Source organism: Leifsonia sp. RCC_180 (genome assembly GCF_058138205.1).
The window spans coordinates 250030-271311 of sequence record NZ_CP200340.1; the positions used below are offsets into that span (position 1 = coordinate 250030).

At 69.5% G+C, this 21282-nt stretch carries 23 protein-coding genes and 1 tRNA gene; 15 read left to right on the top strand and 9 right to left on the bottom strand.

Features of this window, described 5'->3' with window-relative positions; genetic code table 11:
• The first annotated feature begins 19 nt into the window (after positions 1-19).
• Complete coding sequence (locus tag AB7E03_RS01240; protein WP_489938551.1) at positions 20-199, top strand: hypothetical protein; 180 nt, start codon at positions 20-22, stop codon at positions 197-199.
• 67 nt (positions 200-266) lie between these two features.
• Here the strand turns inward: AB7E03_RS01240 and AB7E03_RS01245 are convergent.
• Positions 267-340, bottom strand: a tRNA-Met gene (locus AB7E03_RS01245).
• Between the two features lie 118 nt (positions 341-458).
• Between AB7E03_RS01245 and AB7E03_RS01250 the strand changes: the two genes are divergently transcribed.
• Genes AB7E03_RS01250 through AB7E03_RS01280 form a run of 7 tightly spaced genes read left to right on the top strand, consistent with a single transcriptional unit; the run spans position 459 to position 6487 of the window.
• Positions 459-1541 carry a PIG-L deacetylase family protein gene (locus AB7E03_RS01250; RefSeq protein ID WP_489938553.1) on the top strand — a complete coding sequence of 361 codons (1083 nt, stop codon included), beginning with the start codon at positions 459-461 and terminating at the stop codon, positions 1539-1541.
• Positions 1538-2551 carry an ATP-grasp domain-containing protein gene (locus tag AB7E03_RS01255; protein WP_489938555.1) on the top strand — a complete coding sequence of 338 codons (1014 nt, stop codon included), beginning with the start codon at positions 1538-1540 and terminating at the stop codon, positions 2549-2551. The genes AB7E03_RS01250 and AB7E03_RS01255 overlap by 4 nt, the downstream gene beginning before the upstream one ends.
• Positions 2548-3321, top strand: a complete 774-nt coding sequence (locus AB7E03_RS01260) for a PHP domain-containing protein (protein ID WP_489938557.1) — start codon at positions 2548-2550, stop codon at positions 3319-3321. The genes AB7E03_RS01255 and AB7E03_RS01260 overlap by 4 nt, the downstream gene beginning before the upstream one ends.
• Entirely contained in the window at positions 3318-3476 is a 159-nt protein-coding gene (locus AB7E03_RS01265; protein ID WP_489938559.1) for a hypothetical protein, read from the top strand. The genes AB7E03_RS01260 and AB7E03_RS01265 overlap by 4 nt, the downstream gene beginning before the upstream one ends.
• Complete coding sequence (locus AB7E03_RS01270) at positions 3469-3876, top strand: response regulator (protein WP_489938561.1); 408 nt, start codon at positions 3469-3471, stop codon at positions 3874-3876. Before AB7E03_RS01265 ends, AB7E03_RS01270 begins: the two co-directional genes overlap by 8 nt.
• Entirely contained in the window at positions 3873-5651 is a 1779-nt protein-coding gene (locus AB7E03_RS01275; RefSeq protein ID WP_489938563.1) for a sensor histidine kinase, read from the top strand. The genes AB7E03_RS01270 and AB7E03_RS01275 overlap by 4 nt, the downstream gene beginning before the upstream one ends.
• Complete coding sequence (locus AB7E03_RS01280) at positions 5648-6487, top strand: carbon-nitrogen hydrolase family protein (protein ID WP_489938570.1); 840 nt, start codon at positions 5648-5650, stop codon at positions 6485-6487. The genes AB7E03_RS01275 and AB7E03_RS01280 overlap by 4 nt, the downstream gene beginning before the upstream one ends.
• A gap of 18 nt (positions 6488-6505) precedes the next feature.
• On the opposite strand, the gene AB7E03_RS01285 is transcribed toward AB7E03_RS01280, so the two are convergent.
• On the bottom strand, positions 6506-7702 hold the full coding sequence (locus AB7E03_RS01285; protein WP_489938572.1) for an aminotransferase class I/II-fold pyridoxal phosphate-dependent enzyme: 1197 nt from the start codon (positions 7700-7702) through the stop codon (positions 6506-6508).
• 145 nt (positions 7703-7847) lie between these two features.
• Here AB7E03_RS01285 and AB7E03_RS01290 point away from each other — a divergent pair, with 145 nt between their 5' ends.
• The 4 genes from AB7E03_RS01290 to AB7E03_RS01305 all read left to right on the top strand — a co-directional run bounded on the left by AB7E03_RS01290 (position 7848) and on the right by AB7E03_RS01305 (position 12361).
• The gene (locus AB7E03_RS01290) at positions 7848-9479 is read left to right on the top strand and encodes a S1C family serine protease (protein ID WP_489938574.1); all 1632 of its coding nucleotides are present in this window, start codon (positions 7848-7850) and stop codon (positions 9477-9479) included.
• 143 nt (positions 9480-9622) lie between these two features.
• Complete coding sequence (locus AB7E03_RS01295; protein ID WP_489938576.1) at positions 9623-10666, top strand: glycosyltransferase family 2 protein; 1044 nt, start codon at positions 9623-9625, stop codon at positions 10664-10666.
• A gap of 2 nt (positions 10667-10668) precedes the next feature.
• Positions 10669-11484, top strand: a complete 816-nt coding sequence (locus AB7E03_RS01300) for a CDP-alcohol phosphatidyltransferase family protein (RefSeq protein WP_441782696.1) — start codon at positions 10669-10671, stop codon at positions 11482-11484.
• Positions 11477-12361: a glycosyltransferase family 2 protein gene (locus tag AB7E03_RS01305; protein ID WP_489938578.1), complete on the top strand. Its 885-nt coding sequence runs from the start codon at positions 11477-11479 to the stop codon at positions 12359-12361. Before AB7E03_RS01300 ends, AB7E03_RS01305 begins: the two co-directional genes overlap by 8 nt.
• Before the next feature lies 1 nt (position 12362).
• Here AB7E03_RS01305 and AB7E03_RS01310 read toward each other — a convergent pair whose 3' ends face one another.
• From AB7E03_RS01310 to AB7E03_RS01335, 6 genes are all read right to left on the bottom strand, one after another.
• Positions 12363-13388 carry a hypothetical protein gene (locus AB7E03_RS01310; RefSeq protein ID WP_489938580.1) on the bottom strand — a complete coding sequence of 342 codons (1026 nt, stop codon included), beginning with the start codon at positions 13386-13388 and terminating at the stop codon, positions 12363-12365.
• 27 nt (positions 13389-13415) lie between these two features.
• Entirely contained in the window at positions 13416-13727 is a 312-nt protein-coding gene (locus tag AB7E03_RS01315) for a helix-turn-helix domain-containing protein (protein WP_489938582.1), read from the bottom strand.
• Between the two features lie 150 nt (positions 13728-13877).
• Positions 13878-14129, bottom strand: coding sequence for a hypothetical protein (locus AB7E03_RS01320; protein ID WP_489938584.1), 252 nt, complete (start codon positions 14127-14129; stop codon positions 13878-13880).
• 171 nt (positions 14130-14300) lie between these two features.
• Positions 14301-15035 carry an ABC transporter ATP-binding protein gene (locus tag AB7E03_RS01325; protein WP_489938586.1) on the bottom strand — a complete coding sequence of 245 codons (735 nt, stop codon included), beginning with the start codon at positions 15033-15035 and terminating at the stop codon, positions 14301-14303.
• Between the two features lies 1 nt (position 15036).
• Positions 15037-15921 carry an ABC transporter permease gene (locus AB7E03_RS01330; protein WP_441782690.1) on the bottom strand — a complete coding sequence of 295 codons (885 nt, stop codon included), beginning with the start codon at positions 15919-15921 and terminating at the stop codon, positions 15037-15039.
• A gap of 54 nt (positions 15922-15975) precedes the next feature.
• The gene (locus AB7E03_RS01335) at positions 15976-16668 is read right to left on the bottom strand and encodes a phosphocholine cytidylyltransferase family protein (RefSeq protein ID WP_489938588.1); all 693 of its coding nucleotides are present in this window, start codon (positions 16666-16668) and stop codon (positions 15976-15978) included.
• Positions 16669-17009: 341 nt separating this feature from the next.
• Between AB7E03_RS01335 and AB7E03_RS01340 the strand changes: the two genes are divergently transcribed.
• From AB7E03_RS01340 to AB7E03_RS01350, 3 genes are read left to right on the top strand one after another with little or no spacing between them, the layout of a single operon-like run.
• A complete protein-coding gene (locus AB7E03_RS01340; protein ID WP_489942841.1) occupies positions 17010-17984 on the top strand; it encodes an ABC transporter ATP-binding protein in 975 nt (324 codons plus the stop codon).
• Positions 17960-19537, top strand: coding sequence for a hypothetical protein (locus AB7E03_RS01345; RefSeq protein ID WP_489938590.1), 1578 nt, complete (start codon positions 17960-17962; stop codon positions 19535-19537). Before AB7E03_RS01340 ends, AB7E03_RS01345 begins: the two co-directional genes overlap by 25 nt.
• Before the next feature lie 39 nt (positions 19538-19576).
• Positions 19577-19855, top strand: a complete 279-nt coding sequence (locus tag AB7E03_RS01350; protein WP_489938592.1) for a DUF3039 domain-containing protein — start codon at positions 19577-19579, stop codon at positions 19853-19855.
• Positions 19856-19889: 34 nt separating this feature from the next.
• Here AB7E03_RS01350 and AB7E03_RS01355 read toward each other — a convergent pair whose 3' ends face one another.
• A complete protein-coding gene (locus tag AB7E03_RS01355) occupies positions 19890-21209 on the bottom strand; it encodes a nicotinate phosphoribosyltransferase (RefSeq protein WP_489938594.1) in 1320 nt (439 codons plus the stop codon).
• Between the last annotated feature and the right edge of the window lie 73 nt (positions 21210-21282).

Below are 21282 nucleotides of genomic sequence, written 5' to 3' on the forward strand. Positions count from 1 at the left end.
CAGCCATAGCGTCAATCACATGAACCAGGACGAACCGGCTCAGGCCGAAGAGGCCACCAACGCCGCATCCAATCTGGAGACGGTGGATACCGGGCTCCGGGCCGTGGCGGTGCGTCGTCAGCAGGCCGCCGTCGAGCGCATCATCGCTCGCCGCTTCGAGCCCAGCCAGATCGACGCCGGGACCATCAGCCCGTCCTAACAGCACGTCGATGCCAAAAAAGTAAGGCCCCCTGACCGGTTATTCCCCGGTCAGGGGGCCTTTTTTGTTGCGGGGGCAGGATTTGAACCTACGACCTCTGGGTTATGAGCCCAGCGAGCTACCGAGCTGCTCCACCCCGCGGCACAAGATGAAACTCTAGCACGGGATTCGGGGCGCGTGAAATCGCGAACACGTGACGGGCGCGTCCCGTCGTGTGGACCGGTCGTCCTACTAGAGTCGTTCCGAGATAGGGGATGCGATGGCGAGTGTCGTGACGAAGTACCGGGTCGTGGTGGTCGAAGACGATCCGGATGTGGCCTTCTTCATGAAGACCATTCTGGAGAAGCGAGCGGACGCGGTGGCCCTGGCGGTCACCGACCCGTCGGTTGCTCTGGAGCAGATCGCCGCATTCGAGCCGGACCTCGTCATCACCGACATCGAGATGCCCGGCATCTCGGGTCTCGACCTCCTCAAGGAGCTGCGCAGCCAGTACCCGGGGATGCCCGTGGTCGTCATGACCGCGCACGTGTCGGTCGACTACGCCGTCTCGGCGCTGCGCGCGCAGGCGGACGAGTTCCTCACCAAGCCTGTTGCCTCGGCCGAGCTCGTCGCGATCGTCAACCGGCTCGCCGCGGAGGGCCGCGTCAAGCGGGCGGCCCAGCGGCGGCAGGTGGTGCTCGCCGTGGGAGCGCATCCCGACGACGTGGAGATCGGCGTGGGCGGCATCCTCGCCGCACACCGCGACGCGGGTAATGAGGTCGTCATCCTGACGATGTCGCGGGGAGCGCGCGGCGGCGACGCCAACGACCGGCAGCACGAGTCGCTCGCGTCGGCGGAGCTGCTCGGCGCGCGGCTGTTCCTCGAAGACCTGGAGGACACGCACATCTCGGCCGCGGATCCGACGGTCGGCATCATCGAGCGCGTCGTCGCCGAGGTGCAGCCGGACATCGTCTACACGCACTCCTCGCACGACCGGCACCAGGATCACCGCGCGGTGCACGCGGCCACGAACGTCGCCACCCGGGCGGTGCGTACCGTGTGCTGCTACCAGAGCCCGTCCGCGACCATCGACTTCCGCCCGACCCGTTTCGTGCCCATCGATGGGTTCACCGAGACCAAGCTCCAGCTCATCGACTGCTTCCGGTCGCAGGCGGACGTGCGTGCGTACCTGGAGCCGGACTTCGTGCTCGCGACCGCCCGCTACTGGTCGCGCTTCGGCGGGGGAAAGAACTGCGAGCCGCTGGAGGTGATGCGCGACACCGCGGACATCTCGGTGCCCGCCTCCGCCATCCACACCGAGGCTCGCGCCGCCGGTTACCGACTGAACAGGACCGCTGAATGACCGACACTCCTCCGATCCGCGTCCTGGTCACGGGCGCGGGCGGCCCCGCCGGCGTCGCCGTGATCCGCTCGCTTCTCGCACGGGACGACGTGGAGGTGTTCGCTGCCGACATGGACGGCTGGGCGAGCGGCCTCTACCTCGTCGAGGAGGACCGGCGCCGCATCGTGCCCGCCGGCCGGTCCGACGGGTTCGTGGATGCGCTGATCGCGATGAGCCGGGAGGACGGCATCGACGTCCTCTTCTCCACGGTCGATGTCGAGCTCCCCGGGCTTGCGGCCCGTCGTGACGAGCTGGAGGCCGTCGGCACGAAGCTGGCCGCGCCCTCGCACGACACCCTGGTGACGTGCCTCGACAAGTTCGCACTCGTCCAGCGGGTCGGCGATCAGGCGCGGGTGCCCGTGACGCGCCTCCTGAACACGGACGGCGTCGCCGCCGACTGGATCTTCCCGGTGATCATCAAGCCGCGGAGCGGCGCCGGCTCACGCGGTGTCCGGCTGATCCCGGACCGCGCCGCGCTCGAAGCGCTCGGCACCGACGACAGCATCATCATCCAGGAGAACCTGCCCGGCGAGGAGTTCTCGGTGGATGTGCTCGCTGCTCTCGACGGCTCCGTCATCGCCGCCGTTCCGCGGTCGCGGGAGCGCGTCGACTCGGGCGTCTCGATCGCGGGCCGCACGGTCCGCCGCCCGGAACTCTCGGAGACCGCCGCCGCGGTCGCGCAGGCGATCGGGCTGACCGGCGTGGCCAATGTGCAGCTGCGCTACAGCTCCGACGGGGTTCCTGCGCTGCTGGAGGTCAACCCGCGGTTCCCGGGCGCCATGCCGCTGACGATCGCGGCGGGCGTCGACATGCCGTCCCTCCTGCTCGACCTGGTACTGGGGCGCCCGGTGCCGTCGGCCGTCGACTTCGAGGAGCTCGCGAACGTGCGCTTCCTGGAGGATGTCTTCCTCAGCCCCGCCGACGTGCTGGTCTCCGACAACGCCGCGCACACCGAGGGTCTCGAGGAGTGAAGGAGACGGAGGCCGGTCGGCTGCCCGCCCTCCTCGGCGGCGATTTCCATGTGCACTCCACCTTCTCGGACGACGCCCGAAGCACGCTCGCCGAGAACATCGCGGCGGCGTCGGCGGCGGGACTCCGCACGCTGCGCCTCACCGACCATGTGCGGGCCTCGACGACCTGGGTGCCCGAGTTCCTCGCCGCGGTGGCGGCCGAGCGCGTCCCGGACGGCCTGACGGTGCTGACCGGGGTGGAGGCGAAGCTCCTGGATGCGAGCGGAACGGTCGACACCCCGAGCGGCCTGGGGGTCGGACCGGGCGGTGTGAATGCGGTCGTCATCGGCGACCACCAGTTCCCCGGCACCGACGGCCCCTGGTCGCCCAGCGCCACCCGGGAACGGCTGGATGCGGGGCTCTCGGACGACGACGCGCTCGACCTGCTGATCGAGGCGAGCATCCGCGCCATGGAGCGGACGCCGCACGCGCAGCTCGCGCACTGGTTCTCGATCCTGCCGAAGGTCGGGCTCGACGAGTCGCAGCTCGGCGCCGAACGTCTGCTCGCGTGGGCGGACGCCGCCGCGGCGACCGGCACCATCGTGGAGGTCAACGAGAAGTGGAATTGCCCGGGGCCGGACGCGATCGCCGCGCTCCTGGACTCGGGCGCGCGTATTGTTGCTTCGACGGACAGCCACGTCGCCGCCGACGTCGGGCGGTACGAACGCGTGCCCGCCCTGCTGGACGCTGCGGCCGCCCGAGCCGGAACCGAAACGGAAGAAGCACGATGAGCCCCGTCGAACCCCCGGCCGAGCTGCGCGAGCGCATCCAAGACGAACTGGAGCGCAACCGGCGCTGGGAGTACCGGCTGCCCGTCTACGGCGGCATCGCCCTGGTGGTCTGCGCGGCGATCGTCGTCGTGCGTGTGGTGTTCCTACATGTCTGACGCCGGAACGGCCGAGCGCGTCCGGCGGATCGTGATCGCGGACGACGACGACGACATCCGCGGACTGATGACCATCGCGGCGAAGCGCGCGGGTGTGCAGATCGTCGCAGCTGTCGACAACGGTCGCTCCGCCCTCACGGCGGTGCAGTCGGGCGACATCGACCTGGCCGTGCTGGACATCTCGATGCCCGGGCTCAACGGCATCGAAGTGGCCGAGGCGATCCGTTCGGACGCCGCGACCCAGTCGACGCTGATCCTCATGGTGTCGGCGTCGGTGCAGTTGCTCACCGATCACGGCATCGTGGCGGACCGCTCGGACAGCTTCATCGTGAAGCCGTTCAGCCCACGACTGCTCTCGACGCGCATCCGCGAGATGCTGCAGCTGGGGGAACCCGCATGACCGTAGAGCGGTGGCTCAGCCGCATACCGATCGACTCGCCGTCGGCCTTCATGAAGCAGGTGCCGACCATCCTCGGCTTCGCCATCGCTGCTCTCATCGCCGCCGTGCCGAACGGTGTGCCGATCACGAACGCGATGGAGTTCCTCGTCAGCCTCGCGCTCGTGGCCGTCGCGTCGATCCTGTCCGTCGTGGTCCCGTGGCGGCGCCTGCACCCGGAGTGGGCGATCATCGTCCCGACGCTGTCGCTGCTCGCCGTCGGACTGCTTCGGCTGGGCACCGGCTCGTCGGCCTCGCCGTATGTCGTGCTGACGTTGCTGCCGTTCGTATGGATCGCCTCCGAGGAGGGGCGCATCAACATCCTCATCGCCTCCCTCGCCACGTTCGTGGTGCTGCTCGCGCCGCTGCTGGTCGACGGAAACGCTCGCAGCGCGGGGGACGTCGTGCGCGCCTTCTTCTCGCCGATCATCTACTTCATCGTCGCCGTCGTCATCAACGAGCTCGCGCACAGGATGCGGATACAGCTGGAGGCCGCGCATGCGGCGCGCCAGCAGCAGGAGCAGCTGCTCGCCCAGGCGGTCTCGACGCAGGATGAGCTGGTGCTGAACGAGGCGCGCCTCAAGACGGCGAACCGTCTCATCCAGAGCATCTGGAACGCCGTCACCGAGCAGTCCGTGATCGGCACCGACCTCGACGGCCTCATCGACGTGTGGAACCCGGGCGCGGAGAAGATGCTCGGCCTCACCGAGAAGCAGGTCGTCGACGGGAAGCACCACGTCATCGACTTCCACCTGCAGGAGGAGATCGAGCAACGGCTGCAGGACATGGACGCGCGCTTCACCACCGTGTCGAGCATGGACACGTTCTCCGCTCTGGTGGACACCGTCCGCGCAGGATCCGCGGATGTGCGGGACTGGACCTACCTCCGTCCGGACGGCAAGCGCGTCGCCGTCCAGGTGGCGGCGACCCCGCGCCTGGACGAGAACGGCCACCGCGTCGGCTTCATCTTCGTCGCGACCGACATGACGCAGGCGCGGGAGTTCGCGCGGCTGAAGGACGAGTTCGTCGGCCTGATCTCGCACGAGCTGCGCACGCCGCTCAGCTCCATCCTCGGCTACCTGGAACTCATGCGCGACGACGAGGATGCGCCGCTCTCGGAGGAGCAGTTGCAGTACCTGGCCGTCGCCGAACGCAACGCGCACCGGTTGCTCCGGTTGGTGGGCGACCTGCTCTTCACGGCGCAGGTGGAGTCGGGCCGCTTCCCGCTCGACATCAAGGACGTGGAGCTCGGTGCCGTCGTGTCGGCCTCGGTGGAGTCGGCGCGACCCGTCGCGGCGAACGCCGGGGTCACCCTGGTCCGCGAGGTGCCGGATCAGCCGCTCGATGTGCGGGGCGACACGCTGCGCCTCGGCCAAGCGGTCGACAACCTCGTCTCGAACGCGCTCAAGTTCACCTCCTCCGGCGGGACCGTCACGGTGTCGCTGCGCCGGGACGGCGAACACGCGGTGATCGCCGTGACCGACACGGGTATCGGCATCCCCGCCGTCGAGCTGAGCCAGCTGTCGCAGCGGTTCTTCCGCGCCTCCACCGCAACCCGCAACGCGGTGCCGGGTGTGGGCCTCGGGCTGACGATCACCAAAGCGATCGTCACCGCCCATGGCGGCCGCCTCGACATCGCCAGCGAAGAGGGCGTCGGCACCTCCATCAGCATCGTCCTGCCGGTGGAGACGCCGCGGCCGGTGACCGAGGCAATCCCGCACGCGGAGGTCGCGCCGTGACCGACCGGCCGGCGGAACTGACGATCGACGACCGCACGGTCGCCGTCGCGGTGGCGCAGTTCGCGCCGGGCGACGACCGCGTCCACAATCGGGATGTGGTGGCCGGGCTGATCGCGGTCGCCGCGTCGCGTGGCGCGCGTCTGGTGATCCTCCCGGAGTATTCGTCGTACTTCACCGATCCGCTGGGACCGTCGTTCGCCCGCAATGCGGAGTCGCTGGACGGCGATTTCGTCGGGGCGCTCTCGGCAGCCGCGCGCGAGAACGACCTCTTCATCGTGGCGGGGCTGGTCGAGCGCACCGAGGAGTCGCGCAAGTTCTCCAACACGCTGGTCGCTGTCGCGCCGTCCGGCGACGTGGTCGCGACGTATCGCAAGCAGCACCTGTACGACGCGTTCGGCGCTCGCGAATCGGAGTGGGTCGTGCCGGGTGCGCTCGACGACCCGCAGACTTTCGAGGTGGACGGCGTGAGGGTCGGGCTGCAGACCTGCTACGACCTGCGCTTCCCGGAGGTGACGCGCCGCCTGGCGGACGCCGGCGCGCAGCTGGTCGCGGTGCCCGCCGAATGGGTGCGCGGTCCGCTCAAGGAGTTCCACTGGTCGACTCTGCTGGCCGCACGTGCGATCGAGAACACGCTGTATGTGGCCGCTGCCGACCATCCACCCGGAATCGGCGTCGGCCTGAGCGCCGTCCTCGACCCGATGGGCGTGACGCTCGCGGCTCTCGCCGAGACCACCGGCGTCGCCGTCGCGGAGGTGTCGACCGCGCGCGTGCGGGAGGTGCGCGAGCGCAACCCCGCGCTGCTGCTCCGGCGCTACGGCATCACTCCGCTGCCCTGAGCCGTCGACGGGGAGGGTTCAGTGGGGTAGCGCGGCGAGTCGCGCCGCCGCCTCCTCGAGCACCTCGATGCGTTTGCAGAACGCGAAGCGGACGAGGGATGCGGTGCGTGCTGCATACTCTCCGCGGCTGAACGCGCCGAGCGGCACGGCGACCACCCCTGCGAGCTCCGGCAGGCGGCGGCACAGGTCCGTGGCATCCGCGAAGCCGAGCGGTGCGGCGTCGGCGACGACGAAGTACGTGCCGTCGGAGGCGTACACGTCGAAGCCGGCAGCGCGGAGGCCGTCGGAGAGCACGTCGCGCTTGTGCGCGAGCGCCCGCCCGATCGCGGCGAAGTAGGTGTTCGGCAGGCGGAGGCCCGCAGCGATGGCCGGCTGGAACGGAGCACCGTTCACGTAGGTGAGGTACTGCTTGACCGCGAGAACCGCGGTGACGAGTTCCGGGGGAGCGGTCAGCCAGCCCACCTTCCATCCGGTCGTGTTGAACGTCTTCCCTCCGGAGGAGATCGCGACCGTCCTCTCGCGTGCCCCCGGGAGCGTCTCGATCGGGATGTGCTCTGGCCCGAACGTCAGGTGCTCGTACACGGAGTCGGTGACGATGATCGCGTCGTGCTGTTCGGCCAGCTCCACGATGGCGCTCAGTGTCTCGCGGTCGAGTGCGGTCCCCGTGGGGTTGTGCGGCGTGTTGACGAGGATGACGCGCGTCCGGTCCGAAACCGTCTCGCGCAGCCGGGCGAGGTCCGGGAGGAACGCCGGCGGGTCCAGGGGCACCGTGCGGTGCACGCCGCCCGCGAGGGCGATGACCGCCCCGTATTCGTCGTAGTACGGCTCGAAGGTGACCACCTCGTCGCCCGGCTCGAGCAGCGCAAGGAGAGTCGCGGCGATCGCCTCGGTCGCACCCGCGGTGATCAGCACCTCGGTGTCCGGATCGAGCTCGAGGCCGTAGAAGCGCCGCTGGTGCTCCGCGACGGCGAGCCTGAGGTCCGGGATGCCCCGCCCGGGCGGGTACTGGTTCTCGCCGTCGCGGATGGCGGCGACCGCCGCATCCAGCACCTCGGCCGGCCCGTCCTCGTCCGGGAACCCCTGGCCGAGATTGATGGCGCCCGTACTCACAGCGAGGGCGCTCATCTCGGCGAAGATCGTCGGACGCACGGCGCCATCGGCCCCGAGGAGGCCCGCGCCGTCTGCGGCTCGTCGCCACGCTCCGGGAATCGTCATGAGTCCACGGTACGGCCTTACTCGCAACCAACCCATCGGATACGTTGGGGAGAGTCATCGACAGGCAGAAGGCCGTCCACAGCATCGGCAAATAAAACGTCCAGGTTCGCATCCCAAGCTGATTGTGCTTGGAAGGAGCAACACCATGACCGACACCCCGAACACCCCGGAGCCCGCGAAGCCCGAGCACGACGCCGACACCGCTGCGGTCGTGGATGCTGCCGGCACCGAGCAGCCGAGCGTCGCCCCGGCCGCGCCCCAGCCCACCGCGGAGCAGCCGACGGCGCAGCAGCCGACGGCGCAGCAGCCGACGGAGCAGCAGCCGACGGCGCAGCAGCCGACGGCGCAGCAGCCAACTGCCCACCCGACCCAGCCGACCCAGCCGGTCCCGCCGCAGCAACCCTACGGTCAGCCGTACGGCCAGCAGCCGCAGCAGGCGCACTACGGGAACGGCTCCTTCGGCCAGCCGGCCGGCTACGGCCAGCAGCCCTACGCGCCGAACGGGCACCAGCAGGCCTACGCCGCTGCGCCCGGAGCGGCCACGGCCACCGCCCCGAAGCCCGCGAAGCGCGCAGGCACCGGCCTCATCATCGCAACGCTCGCCATCGGCGCGCTGATCGGCGGCGTCGCCGGTGCAGGCGCCGGCGTCGGCATCTACGCGGCGACCGACTCCGGTAATGCGACGATCAAGACCGTCTCCGGCCCGCAGAACATCACCGTCAACGACGCCAACAACGCCAGCATCATCACCGCTGTCGCCGCGAAGGCCTCGCCGAGCGTCGTCACGATCTCGGTGAGCGCGTCCAGCTCCGGCGGGACGGGCTCCGGCATCGTCCTGACCTCCGACGGCTACGTGCTCACGAACACCCACGTCGTCACCCTCGACGGCCAGGCGTCCGACGTGAACGTCACGGTCACCGACAACGACGGCAAGATCTACACCGCCAAGATCGTCGGCACCGACCCGACCACCGACCTCGCCGTTATCAAGCTCGACAAGGCCTCCGGCCTCACCCCGATGACCTGGGGCGACTCGAGCAAGCTCAACGTCGGAAGCACGACCGTCGCCATCGGCGCACCGCTCGGCCTCTCCGGCACCGTCACCGACGGCATCGTAAGCGCGCTCAACCGCAGCATCAGCATCGCCTCGTCCGCGGCTCCCAAGGACGACTCCAACAGCGGCGGCGGAAGCCAGAACCCGTTCAACTTCGACTTCCCCGACCAGGGCGGACAGCAGCAACAGCAGCAGAGCAGCACCGGGACCATCTCGCTGCCGGTCATCCAGACCGACGCCTCCATCAACCCCGGCAACTCGGGCGGCGCCCTCCTGAACTCCAAGGGCGAACTGATCGGCGTGAACGTCGCCATCGCCAGCGCCGGAGGCTCCAGCACCGACGGCTCGCAGTCCGGCAGCATCGGCGTCGGCTTCGCCATCCCGTCCGACCTCGCCAAGCGCGTCTCCGACGAGATCATCAAGAACGGATCGGCGACGCACGGCCTCCTGGGCGCTTCGGTGTCCGATGCCAGCAGCGACGCGAAGGCCACCACGGTCGGCGCGCTGGTCAAGAGTGTCAGCTCGGGCGGCGCCGCCGCCGGTGCAGGCCTCAAGGCCGGCGACGTCGTGGTGAACTTCGACGGCACCCCGATCACCGACGCGACGGACCTCACCGCTCAGGTGCGGGCCCAGGCCGCAGGCTCGAAGGTGGATGTCACCTACATCCGCGACGGTCAGACGAAGACCGCCACGGTGACGCTGGGGACGCTCCCCGCCGAGTGACCTGGCACCCACGCACGAGGGCCGTCCCGCACCGCGGGGCGGCCCTCCGCCGTTGTCCGCGCGGAAGCGCGCGGCCTGCTCCCGGGCTGGTCGCAGGGGCCGGCTGGTAGGCTCGACGCCGACCCGTTAGACCGAAGGATCAGATGCCGGACGACTCCGTGAACACCCTCCCCGGTGTCTCGTACGTGATGCCCGTGCTCAACGAGGTCACCCACGTGCGCGCCGCCGTCGACAGTCTGCTCGCGCAGGATTACGCCGGCCCGTTCGAGGTCGCCATCGCGCTCGGTCCGAGCATCGACGGCACCACGGAGCTCGTCGCGGAGCTCGCGGCGGTCGACCCGCGCATCCGGGTGCTCGACAACGCGGTCGGGTCCACGCCTGCCGGACTCAACCTGGCCATCCGCGCGTCGCGGTACCCCATCGTCGTCCGGGTGGATGCGCACAGTGTCCTGCCGCCGGATTACGCACGGATCGCCGTCGAGACGATCCTCGAGACCGGCGCCGACAACGTCGGCGGACTGATGGATGCGCAGGGCACGACGGACTTCGAACGCGCCGTCGCGCGCGCGTACGGCAGCCGCGTCGGCCTCGGCGGCACGAAGCTGCACGTCGGAGGAGAAGCCGGGCCTGCCGAGACCGTCTACCTCGGCGTCTTCCGGCGCGACCGGCTCCTCGAGGTCGGGCTCTTCGACGAGGAGATCAAGCGGGGCCAGGACTGGGAGCTGAATCGCCGGCTCCGCACCTCCGGCGGAACGGTGTGGTTCACGCCGCGGCTGAAGGTGACCTACCGGCCGCGGCCCAACCTGTACCGGCTCGCCCGGCAGTTCTTCTCCACCGGCATCTGGCGCGGTGAACTCGCGCGCCGCTTCCCGGCATCGAACGGGCTGCGGTACTTCGCACCCCCGGTCATGGTGGTCGGTGTCGCCGTCGGCACGCTGCTCGGCCTCGTCGGGATCGTCCAGGCGGTGCTCGGAGCGGTGCCGTGGCTGCTCTGGGGCTTCGCCGTCCCCGCCGTGTACGCAGCGATCGTCATCGTGTCGGCGCTCGTGTGGGGCCGGCGCGACGGCCTTCGCCCGTTCCTCTGGTTTCTCGTAGTCTTGCCCTGCATCCACTTCAGCTGGGGGGTCGGCTTCATCCTCGGATACCTGTCCCTCACCCGCAACATCACCGCCCACACCGGAAGGTAGGCATGACCGCACCCGGAGCAGCGCACGGCGCCCGTCCGTCCTCGATCGCCGAGCTGAGGGCCGTCGCACAGCCCCCAGAAGTGCGGGGCCGCCGCAACGCCGAGCACTGGACGGCGTCGCTGTACCTGCGGAACCTGTCGCCGTACCTCACTTGGTTCCTGCTGAAGACCTCGATCTCCGCCAACGGGGTGACCGGTCTGATGATCCTGACCGGATGGGCGACCGCCGCATCCCTATTGATCCCGGGTATCGCAGGCGCCGCCTTCGCACTCGTGCTCGGTCAGCTGCAGATGCTGGTCGACTGCTGCGACGGTGAGGTCGCGCGCTGGCGAGGCACGTCATCGCCGGCCGGCATCTTCCTCGACAACGTCGGGCACTACACGACCGAGACGCTCATCGCCATCGTGCTCGGTATCCGCGCGGCGGGGTACCCGTTCGAGGCGCCGCAGGACTTCCTCTGGACGAACCTCGGCACGCTCCTCGCCCTCGTCATCGTGCTCAACAAGGCGCTCAACGACATGGTCCGGGTGGCGCGCGCCAACGCGGGCCTGCCGAAGCTGGCCGACACGCAATCGGAGTATGCGCCCACCCACGGCCTCGTGGCGACGTTGCGCCGGGCCGCTCGGTTCCTGCCCTTCCACCGGCTCTACCACTCGGTCGAGCTGACCATCCTGATCTTCGTCTTCTCGATCGTCGGGCTCTTCATCGGGGCGACGCTCGCCGACCGCATCCTGCTGGTCGCGCTCGTGCCCCTCTCGATCCTGGCTGCCGTGGGCCACTTCGTGACCATCATGGCGTCGCGGCGGGTCCGTGGTTGAGCAGCCGCGGGTCGCGGTCGTGGTGCTCACGCAGGGCGCGCGACCGGTCGAACTGCGACGCGGCGTGGAGTCGGTGCTCGCCCAGGAGGGTGTGACCACCGACATCGTCGTGGTCGGCAACGGCTGGGATCCGGCCACGGCCGACCCGGCCCTCCCCGAGGGCGTGCGGACGCTCGCGCTGCCGGAGAACGTGGGCATCCCGGCCGGACGCAACGCCGGCGTTCCGGTGGTCGACGGCGAGTGGCTGTTCTTCCTCGACGACGACGCCGACATCCCGTCACGGACCTTCCTCGCGGACGCGGTGGGAAAGCTGCGGGCCGACCCCAGCATCGGGATGCTGCAGCCGCGGCTTCGCGTGCCGGACGGCGGGCCGGCTCCCCGCCGCTGGATCCCGCGCATCCGCAAGGGCGACCCCGAACGCTCCAGCAACGTGTTCGCGGTGCTGGAAGCCGTCATCGTGCTTCCGCGGGACGTGTTCGAGCGCGCCGGAGGCTGGGCCGACCCGTTCTTCTACGCCCACGAGGGCATCGACCTCGCCTGGAAGGTCTGGGACCAGGGCAAACGCGTCTGGTACGCCGGAGACCTCGTCGCCGAGCACCCGTCGGTGTCGCCGACCCGGCACTCGTACTACTACCGGCTGAACGCCCGCAACAGGGTGTGGCTGGCTCGGCGCAACCTCCCTGCTGTGCTCGTCCCGCTCTACGTCGGTTCGTGGACCGGCATCCAGCTGCTCCGCTGGTTCCGGAAGCCGGCCGTGCTGCGGGCGTGGTTCGCCGGGTGGGGCGAGGGATGGCGTACGGACCCGGGGGAGAGGCGTCCGCTGCGCTGGCGGACCGTCGCTCGCATGACGGCCGCCGGCCGGCCCCCGATCGTCTAGGTCAGCCCGCCGCGCTTTCGCGAGGCCTGTCGTCGTCGCCCTCGTCGCCGCCGCCCGCCGAGTCCGGGGCGGGCTGGGGGAGACCCTCCAAAGCGAGCGGCTCCTCCGTATCGCCTGACGTGTTCTTTCGTCGTCGTGGGAGCGCGCCCCGGAGGACCGTGCCGACACGGATCACCCCGGCACCGGTCGCGGAACTCGCCCGCACTACTCCCGCTCCTGTGGCGGCCGACATCCGGACGACGCCGGCTCCCGTCGCCGACCCGAGGCGGCGGACCGCGCCAGGACCTTCGATCGGTGTCAGGACCTCGGGGATCACGAGCGGGGGCGGCCCGAAGGCGAGGCGGGCGTTCTGCACCACGCGGCGGCCCAGGATGTTGTTGCCGGTGCCGCCGATGACGGCGCCGATCCCGAAGGGGATGGCGCGCGCCAGGATGCTCGCGCCGCCCCGTAGGGCGAACTGCCGGATGAAGGCGCTCTTGAGCCGATCGACGAGCGGCCCGACGACGATGGACGGCAGGCTGGAGGTGACGAGTTCGCCCCAGTAGGCGGTGCGCGTGACGCCGCCGCCGGCGAACTGGCCGGCCAGCTGGCGCACCAGGTCGGAGCCTTCACGTCCGAGCATCATGGTGAGCACGAGCGCCCGCGCCCGCTCCGGGTCATCGATCGCGATGCCGTGCAGCTCGCTCATGGACTGGGCGTACAGCGCCGTGGCCTCGAGGAAGCCGGCGGTCTCAAGGCCCGAGAGCGCGAGCGTCACACCGGTGCCGATCGCGGGGATCACCGCCGTCGCACCGACCGCGGCGCCGCCGCTCGTCACTGCCGCGAGATACCGCCGTTCGAGGATGCGCGCCAGTTCGTCGGCGGAGGCGTCGGGATGCCGCCGCCGGAGACTGCGGAGATGCGCGACGACCACCGGCCGCTGGATGCCGAGAAAACGGTCCAGGGTCGTGTTCAGCGCTCGGGGTGTGTCGCCACCCCGTGGCGGGCCGCCGGTGACGGAGACGATCGGTTGCTGCTTCTTGGCCATCTCCAGAGAGTGTAGGCCGGATCCCTGTCAGCGCGACCGGCGCAGGCGACGTTCTCGCTCGATGAGGTACTCCCGGGCAGGAAGCACGCGCATCCCGCTCGGCAGGTGCTCCCTCGTGATCTCCTCGGTGAGAGCGGCGACGCTCGTCCCGAGCACCGCCGCGATTCGCACGATGGTGAGCAGGCTCGGGTTGGCGTCGCCGCGCTCGATCTTGCCGTAGTTGGTGACGTGCATCGACGCGAGGCCCGCGATGGCCTCCTGACTGAGACCGAGGTGGATGCGCGCCCGGCGGATGCGTTCGCCGAGCATTTGTGCAGCAGGGGCGACTGGGTTCTTCATGCTCTCCAGTGAACGGCCGGAGCACCGACCGACTCCAGAGCACCTGCACCCCGATCGGTGGACCTCACGTCATTCATGCCGAAAATGCTGTTGATGTAGGCATTTGGCAGAGCGCCCTCGGGCCGGATCAGCGGCCCGAGGGCGCGGCGCTCAGAGGCTTATCTGCCAGAGGTACTCGCGACCGTCCGGCGGGAACCAGCGGACGACCAGGACGCTGTCGCGGGCCGGGTCGCGGCCGGAGACGCTCGCGCGCACGGCTTCGCCCGGGGCGACCGCGCTCGGCGCGCTCACGCGCAGGTGCGCGCTGCCGGCGATGCTCACGGTGACACCGCTGAGCGTCTCGCGGCCGGCATTGACGAGCCGGTAGTGGGGCGCCGTAGTGCGATCGACGTGCCACGGCACGGGGTAGGCGTGACGGCGAGGACGAGGACTCGGGGAGGGACTGCGAAGAAACCGGAGACGATTCATGCGTTGACGCTAACCAGCCCCTCCGACGCTCGATGGCCCGTAATCGGGCACGAACACCACTTCCGGGGACAACCCGCCGAAATTATTTCTGGGGACGATTTCTTCTCAGGTGCCGTAGTCGGCGTTGTACAGCTCCAGCACGTCCGCGATCGGGCCGTCGAGCACCAGCGCGCCCTTGTCCAGATACAGGCCCCGCTCGCAGAAGCGGCGCAGATCCTTCTCGTTGTGCGAGACGAAGAAGAGCGTGCGACCGCCCGCCAGAAGCTCCTCGATCCGCCGGTAGCACTTCTCGCGGAAGCCGCGGTCGCCGACGGCGAGCACCTCGTCCACGAGCAGCACAGGCTCCTCCAGCTGCGAGATGACGGAGAACGCTATGCGCACCTTCATGCCGCTGGAGAGGTGCTTGTAGGGCGTGTCGACGAAGTCGCCGATCTCGGCGAAATCGATGATCTCGCCGAATCGCTCGTCGATCTGGGCCCGCGACATCCCGTGCAGGCCGGCCGTCAGGTACACGTTGTCGCGCACCGTCAGGTCGTCGACGAAACCGCCGGTGATCTCGATCAGGGGAGCGACACCATCCGTCACCTTCACGGTGCCCTCATCCGGCAGAAGCACGCCCGCGACGAGCTTCAGGAGGGTCGACTTGCCCTGGCCGTTCCGGCCGACCACGCCGATGGCCTCGCCCGGCTGCACCCGGAAGCTGATGTTGCGCAGCGCCCAGAAGTCGTCAGGACGGACCCGCCGCTCACGGTTCGAGAAGAGGTCCTTGAACGAACGACGGGCGCCCCGGTTGCGGCGGAAACGGACTCCGAGACCGTCGACGGAGATGACGGGGGTCACTTCAGATCTCCTTCAGCACGTCGCGCTCGAAATGCCGGAAAACGGCCCAGCCGATCCCGAGCAGGACCAGCGACATGGCGGCGCTGACGCCCACCAGGAACCAGTCCAGCTCCTCCGGGAAGAACGCGGAGCGGTAGAGGCTGAAGATTCCGGTCAGCGGATTGAACGCCGACCAGAAGTGCAGCGAGAACAGCACGTCGGTCTGCGCTCCGGGGTGCGCGGTGAGGTACGCCGCGCAGTGCCGGGCGGCAACGCCCGCGCCGCAGCCGCCGGGCAGGTCGCGGGCGCTGTAGATGATGGGGGACGCGTAGAACAGGAAGCGCAGAGCCAGCTTCACCGCCCGCTCCAGGTCGCGGAAGAACACGACCAGCGGTGCGACGATGAGCCCGACGCCGACGGTGAGCACGGTCTGGATGAGGATGGCCACCGGGAACAGCAGCACGTCGACGTTGAGCCGTGCCCCGGAGATGATCGCGAAGAACGCCAGCACCGGCAGCGACAGCAGGAACTCGATGCCCTTCGACGCGACGATCCGGTTGACCCAGATGGTCCGCGGGATCTTGGTCGAACGGATCAGCTTCGCCTCGCGGATGTACGCGCGGGTGCTGTCCGAGACGGCGCCGTTGAACCACATCCACGGCAGCAGGGCTGCGAGCAGGAAAACGATGTACGGGTTCTCGCCGACGTCACGCTTGAAGATGACCGTGAACACGAACCAGTAGATCGCGCTCATCACCAGCGGGTCGAGGATCGACCACAGGTAGCCGAGGACGCTCGTGGAATAGCGGACCCGGAGGTCGCGCCTGGTCAGCAACCAGAGGGACTGCCGGTAGCGGCTGAAGGGTGAGCGCTGCGCAGGGCGCACCTCAGTCGGGAAGCTGGTCACGAGAACCCATCGTATTCAGAGAAGCTGCATGAAGGCTCACGCAGCACCTACCGACTATACGAAAAGGTTCGCGCGCTCCAGGTCCTCCTGGAAGTCGACCTCGACCGCGTACAGGTCGGAGATGTCGACCGGCTCGACGAGGATGCGGTCCTGCTCGATGGCGAGCTCGATGCCGCGCTCGAAGTAGTCCTGGTCTCCGACGCGCTGCAGCTGGCGCAGCAGGGTGGCCTTGTCGGCCGAGGAGATGTAGTTGATGCCGACCGCTTCGCCGAGGCCGTTCTTGACGGTCTTCGACAGCTCCTGGATGTAGCCCTCGGAGCCGGTCGTGTACTTGACCTCTTCGTCGGCGACTGACGAGGTGTTGACCGTGACGAAGGTCTGGTCGCGGGCGACCGTCGCGGCAGCGCGGACGAGGACGGCAGGGTCGAACACGACGTCGCCGTTCATCCACAGCACACCGCCGGGGCCCGAGGCCTGCAGGGCGCGCATGAGGCTCTTGGAGGTGTTCGTCTGGTCGTACTGCTCGTTGTAGACGAACTGGGCGTCGGGGAACGCCTCGATGATGTGCTCCAGCTTGTAGCCGACGACGATCGTCACCTGTGCGTCCTTGCCGAACGCCGCGTGGATGTTGTCGAACTGCTGCTGCATGATGGTGCGGCCGTCGCTGAGCTCTGTGAGCGGCTTGGGAAGGCTCCGTCCGAGCCGGCTGCCCATGCCGGCCGCGAGAATCACTACCTGGGTCGTCACAATCATCTCCTTGGGTTCCACGCGTGGCCCGAGGTTCACCCAGGTTTCATCCGCGCTTATGCGTATCGACACCCCTTCATGCCTCCGCCAGCGTACCGGGGGCCCTCGGTCGGGGGCAGGGGTTGACGCAGGTCGTTGTTGGGTCGTTATGTTCCTCACAGGACTTTCGGAGGCGGCCGGAGCCGCCGCGCAGGGTCATGAAGGGTTCGCATGAAGGCTTGTATTGGTACGTTAGCGGGGTGAGTTCCGAGCACGCGCGTCCCCAGAGCACTGAGCCCGCGGAGGACCGGGCCCGGGATGCCGCGGACGGCGCGTCCGGGGTCTCACAGAGGGGGGAGACCATGGCGGAGGCCGCCGAATCGAATCCAGCGCCGAAGCGCGCGCCGACGACCGCGGCGGCCGCCGCAGGCTCGAGCACGCGCGCTCCGCGGAAGCGCACCACGACGACCACGGCGAAGCCGAGGCAGACCGCCCGCGCCAAGTCCGAGGCGGTTGCGACCGAGGCCGTGGCCGCCGAGACGATCACCATCGAAGCGCCGGCGCCCGTGGACACGCGGCCGACCGTGCTCGCCGTCAGCGGCCTGAACAAGCGGTACGGCGACACGGTGGCGGTCGACGGCGTGACCCTCGACATCCGCGAGGGCTCGTTCTACGGCATCGTCGGGCCGAACGGTGCAGGCAAGACCACGACCCTCTCGATAGTCACGGGGCTGCTCCGTCCCGATGAGGGCCGCGTCGTGGTCCACGGCGTCGACGTTTGGACCGAGCCTGTGCGCGCGAAGCACATCATCGGCGTCCTCCCCGACAAGCTGCGCCTGTTCGACCGACTGACCGGCGCGCAGTTCCTGCGCTATGCCGGAACCCTGCGCGGGCTCAGCGCCAAGACGGTCCGTGCGCGGACGACCGACCTGGCCGCCGCCTTCGGGATCGAGGATGCGCTCGACCGCCTCGTCGCGGACTATTCGGCCGGCATGACGAAGAAGATCGCCCTCGCGGCGGCGATGATCCACTCGCCCCGCCTACTCGTCCTCGACGAGCCGTTCGAGTCGGTCGATCCCGTGTCGGCGGCGAACATCATCGACATCCTGCAGCGCTACACCGCAGCGGGCGGGACGGTCGTCGTCTCCAGCCACGGCATGGACATGATCCAGCGCGTCTGCGACAGCGTCGCGATCATCGTCCGCGGGCAGGTGCTCGCCTCCGGCACCATCGACGAGGTGCGCGGCGAGCAGACGCTCGAGGAGCGCTTCGTCGACCTGGCCGGCGGTCGCAAGGCAGCGGAAGGTATGGAGTGGTTGCACAGTTTCTCGGACTGAAGCTGCGGATCATGGGCAACGCCTTCCGGCGGAGCCCGTGGCAGGTCTTCGGCCTGGTGATCGGGCTGCTCTACGGAGGGTTCATCACGGTTGTGGTCGTGGGTTCGCTGGTCGCGGCCCGCGTCGTCTCCGACGTGGCCGCCACCCACAGCGTCGTCGTCGTGATCGGCTCGGTGGTGGTCGCCGGCTTCGCGCTGTTGCCGCTCCTGTTCGGTGTCGACGACACGCTCGACCCCAAGGAGTTCTCGCTGTTCGGCATCCCGGATCGCGTGCTCGCGACGGGGCTGCTGCTCGCGGGGCTGATCGGCGTTCCCTCGTTCGTGCTCATCGTGTGCGCCGGCGCGACGGTCGTGACGTGGTCGCAGAACGCCGGCACCGCGCTCGTCGCGCTGATCTCGGCCGCGGTCGTCGTCCTCACCTGCGTGCTCGCCTCGCGCGTGACCACCGCCATCGCGCACTCGATGCTGTCCACCCGGCGCTCGCGTGAAGCGGGCGGCGTCGTCGGCATCCTGCTCCTCGTCCTCATCGCCCCGGTCCTGCTGCTCCTGGTCACCGTCGACTGGGGGCGTGACGGCCTCGGGACTCTCGGAAGCTTCGCCGGGTGGCTTTCGTGGACCCCGCTCGGCGCCGCGTGGTCCGCCCCCGGCGCCGCGGCGCAGGGCGACTGGGGCGCCGCGGTGCTGCAGCTGCTCATCGCGCTCGCCACCCTGGGTCTCCTCTGGCTCGGGTGGATCGGCCTGATCGCGCACGTCGTGGCGGCTCCCGAGCGGGAGGCCCGGTCGAAGGCGTACCACGGCCTCGGCTGGTTCGACCGGCTGCCGGGCGGCCCGACTGCGGCCATCGCGGCGCGCTCCATGACTTACTGGGGTCGGGATGCCCGCTATTGGGTGTCCATCGTGCTCGTACCCGTGATCCCGGTCTTCGTCGTCGTCGCCCTCGCGCTCGCCGGCCTGCCCTCGCACTTCATCGCGCTGGTGCCGCTGCCGCTGGTCTGCCTGTTCCTCGGCTGGAGTATCCACAACGACCTGGCCTACGACAGCACGGCGATCTGGCTGCACGTCGTCTCGGGGACCCGGGGCCTGGCGGATCGCGCGGGCCGGATGTTCCCGCCGATCGTCGTCGGCATCCCGATCCTGGTGGTCGGCTCGATCGCCACGACCATCGTGTTCGGCGACTGGGCGGTGCTGCCGTCGGTCGCCGCCCTCAGCGGGGCGATCCTCGTCATCGGCCTCGGGCTCTCCAGCATCTCGTCGGCGCTGTTCCCGTATCCTGCGACGAAGCCCGGCGACAGCGCGTTCACGCAGCCGCAGACTTCGGGCGCATCGGCTGCTCTGGTGCAGTCGCTCAGCTTCTTCGCCATCCTGTTCCTCGCTTCGCCGGTGCTGGTGTTCCTGGTGCTCGGGCTGACCGTGAACGCGTTCTGGCTGGGCATCGCCCCGGTGGCGGCCGTCTTGATCGGGTTCGCGACGCTGTTCTTCGGTCTCTGGCTGGGCGGTCGCGCGTTCGACAAGCGGGGCCCGGAGCTCATGGCCTTCGCGAACCGCAACGACTGACCCGGGAAGCCCACCGCCCCGAGCGTTTACACTGGTGGGATGAACGAAGCGAGCATCTCCGAGCCCGGCGGAGCGCCGTCCGGCGGCGGTGCGACCACGCTCGACCGCGAACTCGAGGAGCTCCTGCAGAACCAGGAGCCGGGCGACCACGAGCGCTTCTCGCACTACGTGAAGAAGGAGCAGATCCTCGAGTCGGCCATGACTGGGAAGCCCGTGAAGGCGCTCTGCGGGAAGATGTGGACGCCGAACCGCGACCCCGAGAAGTTCCCCGTGTGCCCGACCTGCCGCGAGATCTACGAGGGTCTGCAGGGGGAGTAGCCCGCAGGGCTGACTCGCAGGCCTCCCGGCCGGCTCACTCGAAGATCGTCGGCAGCACGGGGTCGCCGCGACCGAGGCGGAAGGCCTCGTCGGGCAGTTCGTCCATCGCCATCGCACGGTGCTCCCGCGCCCGTCGCGTCCCCTCGGCGCCGAGGTGCTCGGTGTGCACCTGGCCGTCGGTGATCAGCGGCACGAGAAGGTCGCGGCCGGTGTCGTCCGGGATGTCGCCCTTTTCGACGATGTGGACAACCTCGGCGACCGCGGTGCCCGACGCATCCAATCGCCGCACCGGGTGCTTGCGCCCGCCGATGCTGGCCTTGCCGTCCGACTTCTTGGCGACCGAGATCCATTCGCCGTGTGCACTGTCGCTCCGGTGGGCCACCAGTTTGTAGACCATCCCGGAGGCCGGGTTTCCCGACCCGGTGACCACCGACGTGCCCACGCCGTACGAGTCGACGGGGGAGGCGGACAGCGCCGCGATGGTGAACTCGTCGAGGTCGTTGGTCACGGTGATCCGGGTCTTCGTGGCGCCCAGCGAGTCCAGCTGGTCGCGCACCTGCCTCACGAGCTTCGGCAGATCGCCCGAGTCGAGCCGAACAGCCCCGAGCTCCGGACCGGCGACCCGTACAGCCGTCTCGATCGCCTTCTCGACGTCGAACGTGTCGACCAGCAGCGTCGTGCCGGGGCCGAGCGCATCCACCTGGGCCCGGAAGGCAGCCTCCTCGGAGTCGTGCAGCAGCGTGAAGGCGTGGGCCGCCGTCCCCATCGTCGGCACGCCCCAGGTTCGGCCGGCTTCGAGGTTCGAGGTGGCCGAGAATCCGGCGATGAAGGCGGCGCGGGCGGCGGCGACAGCCGAGCGCTCGTTCGCGCGGCGTGAGCCCATCTCGGCCAGCGGCCGCCCGTCGGCCGCGGCGACCATGCGGGCGGCGGCGGACGCGACGGCGGAGTCGTAGTTGAAGACGCTCAGGAGCAGGGTCTCCAGGATGACGCCCTCGGCGAAGGGCGCATCCACGATGAAGAACGGCGACCCCGGAAAGAACAGCTCGCCCTCCTGGTAGCCGCGGATCGTGCCGGAGAAGCGGTAGTCGGCGAGCCAGTCGATGGTCTCGTCGCGGACGATCCGGTTCTCCCGCAGGAACTGCAGCTCGGCATCCTGGAACCGGAACTGCTCGATCAGCTCGAGCAGGCGGCCCGTCCCGACGAGCACGCCGTAGCGGCGCCCAGCCGGAAGGCGGCGGGTGAACGCCTCGAAGACGCACTCGCGGTCGTGCGTTCCGGCGAGGAGCGCGGCATCGAGCATCGTCAGCTCGTAGCGGTCGGTCAGGAGCGCGGAGGACGCTGGTCTCTCGGTCACGTCGCCAGCCTACTCACGCGCGTCCGCGCACGGCGGTTGTGACCGGGCGCCCCGCGGCGGCGGACGGGTAGGC